Source organism: Brenneria sp. L4-2C (assembly GCF_040240335.1).
Taxonomy (GTDB): domain Bacteria; phylum Pseudomonadota; class Gammaproteobacteria; order Enterobacterales; family Enterobacteriaceae; genus Brenneria.
This window is the reverse complement of record NZ_JBEIAC010000045.1, coordinates 1-4,466: the sequence shown is the minus strand read 5'-3', so window position 1 is coordinate 4,466 and position 4,466 is coordinate 1. Positions and strand designations below refer to the sequence as shown.

Here is a 4,466-nt window from a genome sequence, read left to right as displayed (position 1 = left end):
TAAAGCGATTATAAACCGTTTTCCAGGAGCCATATCGCTCAGGTAAATCGCGCCATGGCGCACCAGAACACAACACCCAGAACATACCGTTGATGACTTTACGATGCTCAGCCCATGGGCGTCCGGCTCGTGGGGATGTAGGTTCAGCAGGTAGTAAGGGCTGGATGATGCTCCATGCTTCATCGGGAAGATCGTATCGGGCCATATCTCAAAGTGTTGTGGAAATAAGTAGTTACTATAGCTCAGATGATTAAGGGACACAGCCTAGGACAAGAAATGTCTCTTTGGAGTCAAATCATCGCTTCTGGCCACAGCGTTCTGGTCGCCATGTCGATATTCCGTATAACCTTGAAAAGGTTACTCCTTGGGAACATGCCGAAAGAGATCCATTCAGGCATTCAGGCATTCAGGCATTCAGGCATTCAGGCATTCAGGCATTCAGGCATTCAGGCATTCAGGCATTCAGGCATTCAGGCATTCAGGCATTCAGGCATTCAGGCATTCAGGCATTCAGGCACTGAGTTACTTGATATCTTACAAGATATCGGAAATTATAAGGGTTATTGATATGACGCTAGATGAATTCACTCGTTCTGATTATTATATTAGTTATCTTCATGAATTAGAAAGTGCAATACTTAAAAAGATACATATCTTAGAAATGGAACCCGTACTGATGAAAATTTATAATAGGTATATTGACGCCGCCGGGATCAGTGCGGAAGATCTGAAGTGGGTGATTGAAAATAGAAGAAAGCAATCTATTTTTTTTATTAAAAACAAATATATGACCTACTTTGAAGCAGATGGTGGTGAAGATAATATTGTTAACGAACCACTGAAGTTAAATTTTCCGATAGGCCATTTGATTGAGTTTTTTCTAATACTCGATAAACCTGAAAAGTTAATAGAGTATATAAAATCCATTCGTATTCCAAATGCAAAGAAATATGCGAAGGAAATTACCAGTATTTTTAATAAAGCACAGGGAATAGCATGATTTATTAAGAAATGAAGCCGGAAGTGATCTTATGATTCTTCCGGCCTTTTTATCATTACACCAGCATAACCCCAGACTCTGCCCAAATAATCACCCTACCGGGCAGCACCTCAATCTCCAGCGGTTGGCCGAGCAACCCGCTTTGGGTCAGCCAGTCGCCCGTCAGATAAAGCCCGCCGTTATCGCGTATCCAGTCCACTCCCTCGCAGTCATGGCCGTCCAGCTCTGCCAACAGCGCGGCGATATCAGTATCCTCATCCAGCCGGGTGAGCACCAGCCCCTTGCGGTACAGGCTGATACGAAACAACGTCCCGGCGGTAAAGCCCGCCTGCGCCAGCTCGTCGCCGGTGAGCGTCAGTTTCGGCAGTTCCCCCTGATAAAACGCCGTCTGAATGCTCATTGTGCGCCTCCCATGTCCAGCCTGCCGGGAAAGGTGTTCAGCCATTGTGCGGTGGCGCGTTCATCAAACGATTGCAGGCTGAGTCCTTCCAGACAGTGCCAGAGTTCCCGCAAATCCTGCGCGGTGATGACAATGCAGCCCGGCATCACGCGCAGCTTGAGCGCCTGCCAGGTGCTGAACCCGGCTTCCTGTAGCCACTTGCCGCTGATATTGATAGCGGGCGTGGAGGTGTCGCACCTGTTGGGCCGGTAGCCGACACGCTGATAGCGCTCCAACTGAGAGATTTTAAAAACGGTGGTGTCTGGCGTAGAATGCGTGTTCAGGGCGGTAGCGTGAATGGTTTCCTATACGACGACGACGGTATGACGGTAACTTACAACCGAAACCGGTAGTACGATTCGGATATTGGATGGATTTCTATCCTTGACCCGGTAGGGCTGGCGGGTGGGCTGAATCTTTATCAGTATGCGCCGAATGCTTTGGGTTGATCCGCTGGGGCTAAGTTGCGGCATAGCTAAAAATGCAAAATGGAATAAGTCCAGACAGGGTGTTGATGGGCCTGGATTGAGAGATCATTATGCAAAACATGGTGATCAAGTAGGAGCAAGTTCAGTGAGGGAATATGATTTCAGTGCCAGAACTACTATCCAGGATGGTAGGGAATTTACTTATAGAGATAGATATACTAATAAACCTCGTGTAGGTTATTACGATCCTAATACAGTTTTGTTTACAGCAACAAGTCAAACAGGTAAAACTCCAACTATATTGACTCATTTTCCTGAAAGCGGGGAAAACCTGAGGAAATTACCTGGTTTCTCAGTACCTAACTAGTAAGGAGTGTTAAATGTTGGATAAAATAAGTCACATTGCTCGGTTAATAAATAAAGGATATAAGCTGCCTCATGATGTTGAAGTGGTAGCTTATAAAATATATGATTTATCACAATGCATTGATTTTATTTACAACGATATAGTTAAAAGCTTTATCCATAGCGTGATGAATTCCAAATATAACAATATCATTGAAATAACCTATAACTATATGAATAGGCTGGTTTATTCTGATAATTTATTATATGAAGAATTTTTAAAAGTGATTCATTTATTTGACTCAATAAATATTTTTGTTTTTTTAGGATTGAAGGGACCTGCCGGCCTTATAGAAAAGGCTGATGCAGATATGCTTTTTTTCCTAAAAAAACATTCCAAATGGAGTGAAATACTTACATCAGGTTATATCGAAAATAAAAAATGGTGGCAGAGAGTTGTGTATTGAAAACACTTATGTAGATAAAGCCGGATAAATCTTCTGCGACTTCCCAAACTTTATCTTGTATGGTATTAATTACGATCACGCTTGATATCAGAAATTTATTTTCATAATGCGCCCAGCGGCGAACCGGAAAGCCTGCAGACAGCGACGGTACGGTGCGCTGGCAGGGCCAATACCTGGCTCGCGAAACCGGACTGCACTACAATCTGTTCCGTTACTACGATCCAGATATCGGCAAGTTTACCCAGCATGACCCGATTGGGTTGGCGGGGGGAATTAACCTTTATGCTTATGCCCCAAATCCCCTCACTTGGATCGATCCGCTGGGGTTGGCAAACCGTCCAAATAACGGGGAATATAATATATTCCATGATTACTCTCTTGATCCTAAATATAGACACTCAAGTGATGGCGTTCAATTTAATAGAGCAAACATTGACTTTATTAATAAAATGAACAGCTATCCCTCATTTAGAAGAGATATGTTGGGACGTCATCCCGCATTAAGTGAATGGTTGAAAAATCCGAATAAAGTATCAAGCCCCCAGGTTTAACATGGCATCATCATGAAGATGTTAATAGACTGGTTTTAGTTGACCACATAGACCATGCAGATAATCATGGTCTGTATCACCCTACCGGAAAAGGTGGGCGTGATATGTGGGCGGAGGAGAATTTGGTCGTAGGGGTAAACTGGTTGGGGTAACGGGAAAACCTAGAGGAGGGAAATGTAGATGAGTCAGTTAGAATATAGAAAGGCTTATAACTTAGATGAGTTAATATCTAAAGTTATGAGTAAATATGATAAAGATAATTTCTGCTTGTATACAAAGGAATATGAATCATCTGCTAGAGCAGATCTTATTTGCTATTTAGAAATGTACCCTGTTATTAGCGATGATGATGAGGAAGTATATCCAGAGTTTGTTATCAATAACTCACTGGAGCTTTTTTTCTATGGAGATCAATTTTTAGATGTACTAAGAAACATATCTGTCCAGAAAGCAAACCCATCGATGGGAGATTTTATTGCAGGGTTGAATTTTTATTTAGAGAACGATAATTTCATAGATCTTTGATTTAAAATTCATTACCCCTGTTCTGTGAGAATTCAAATAAAATTAAAACCGGTTACGATCCCCTCGGACGCCGCCCCATAAACAGGTGTGGCTGCAAAGCCGGGATCTGCGCCAGCCCACCGGGCAACGGCAAACCACCACCTTCCTCTGGGAAGGTTTCTGGTTGCTGCAGGAAACCCGTAATGGCACCCCGCTCACCTATGTGTATGCCGATCATGGCAGCTATGAGCCGCTGGCGCGTATTGACGGCATAGCGCATGCACAGGTGTTGTATTTTCATAATGACGAGACACCCCGGCATCACGCGCAGCTTGAGCGGCTGCCTGGTGCTGAACCCGGCTTCCTGTAGCCACTTGCCGCTGATATTGATGGCGGGTGTAGAGACGTTGCCCCTGTTGGGCCGGTAGCCGACGCGCTGATAGCGCTCGTGCTGAGAGATTTTAAAAACGGTGGTGTCTGGCGTAGAATGCGTGTTCAGGGCGGTAGCGTGAACGGTTTCCGATACGACGACGGTATCAAGGTAACTTACAACCGAAACCGGTAGTACGATTCGGATATTAGATAGATTGATCCTACCCACGAATGGTGGACACGCTGTTAAGCGAGTAAAATCGTTAACAAGGTGAACCATGACGCAAGCAAAATCTGTGAAGAAGACATCCCGTAATCAATATACCCCGGAGTTTCGCCAGCAGGCGCTGGCGCTGGCTG

8 protein-coding genes and 3 pseudogenes are annotated in these 4,466 nt (G+C 44.4%); 7 read left to right on the top strand and 4 right to left on the bottom strand.

From position 1 onward, the window contains the following. Positions 1-205 (bottom strand): transposase (locus tag ABRZ26_RS24835; protein ID WP_319602908.1); only part of this gene is annotated, 205 nt, incomplete at its 3' end. A 363-nt stretch (positions 206-568) separates the two neighbouring features. Between ABRZ26_RS24835 and ABRZ26_RS24830 the strand changes: the two genes are divergently transcribed. Next, entirely contained in the window at positions 569-1,000 is a 432-nt protein-coding gene (locus ABRZ26_RS24830) for a hypothetical protein (protein ID WP_319606680.1), read from the top strand. 55 nt (positions 1,001-1,055) lie between these two features. On the opposite strand, the gene ABRZ26_RS24825 is transcribed toward ABRZ26_RS24830, so the two are convergent. Further along, positions 1,056-1,400 (bottom strand): SymE family type I addiction module toxin, encoded by a 345-nt coding sequence (locus ABRZ26_RS24825; protein ID WP_319606679.1) that lies wholly within the window; start codon positions 1,398-1,400, stop codon positions 1,056-1,058. Next, a complete protein-coding gene (locus ABRZ26_RS24820; RefSeq protein ID WP_319606678.1) occupies positions 1,397-1,675 on the bottom strand; it encodes a SymE family type I addiction module toxin in 279 nt (92 codons plus the stop codon). Before ABRZ26_RS24820 ends, ABRZ26_RS24825 begins: the two co-directional genes overlap by 4 nt. A 117-nt stretch (positions 1,676-1,792) precedes the next feature. Between ABRZ26_RS24820 and ABRZ26_RS25265 the strand changes: the two are divergent. The 6 genes and pseudogenes from ABRZ26_RS25265 to ABRZ26_RS24790 form a co-directional block, all read left to right on the top strand. Continuing rightward, positions 1,793-1,937: pseudogene (locus ABRZ26_RS25265) on the top strand (RHS repeat-associated core domain-containing protein); the annotation flags it as partial. A 310-nt stretch (positions 1,938-2,247) separates the two neighbouring features. After that, positions 2,248-2,679: a hypothetical protein gene (locus ABRZ26_RS24810; protein WP_319606676.1), complete on the top strand. Its 432-nt coding sequence runs from the start codon at positions 2,248-2,250 to the stop codon at positions 2,677-2,679. A 161-nt stretch (positions 2,680-2,840) separates the two neighbouring features. Further along, positions 2,841-3,011, top strand: a pseudogene (locus ABRZ26_RS25260) (RHS repeat-associated core domain-containing protein); the annotation flags it as partial. A 200-nt stretch (positions 3,012-3,211) separates the two neighbouring features. Continuing rightward, the gene (locus tag ABRZ26_RS24800; protein WP_319606681.1) at positions 3,212-3,382 is read left to right on the top strand and encodes an HNH endonuclease; all 171 of its coding nucleotides are present in this window, start codon (positions 3,212-3,214) and stop codon (positions 3,380-3,382) included. A 28-nt stretch (positions 3,383-3,410) separates the two neighbouring features. Beyond that, positions 3,411-3,755, top strand: a complete 345-nt coding sequence (locus tag ABRZ26_RS24795; protein WP_319606674.1) for a DUF7716 domain-containing protein — start codon at positions 3,411-3,413, stop codon at positions 3,753-3,755. Positions 3,756-3,840: 85 nt separating this feature from the next. Further along, on the top strand, positions 3,841-4,104 hold the full coding sequence (locus tag ABRZ26_RS24790; RefSeq protein WP_319606682.1) for a hypothetical protein: 264 nt from the start codon (positions 3,841-3,843) through the stop codon (positions 4,102-4,104). Here ABRZ26_RS24790 and ABRZ26_RS24785 read toward each other — a convergent pair. Then, positions 4,036-4,233: pseudogene (locus tag ABRZ26_RS24785) on the bottom strand (SymE family type I addiction module toxin); the annotation flags it as partial. The gene ABRZ26_RS24790 and the pseudogene ABRZ26_RS24785 overlap by 69 nt on opposite strands. Positions 4,234-4,466: the final 233 nt, after the last annotated feature.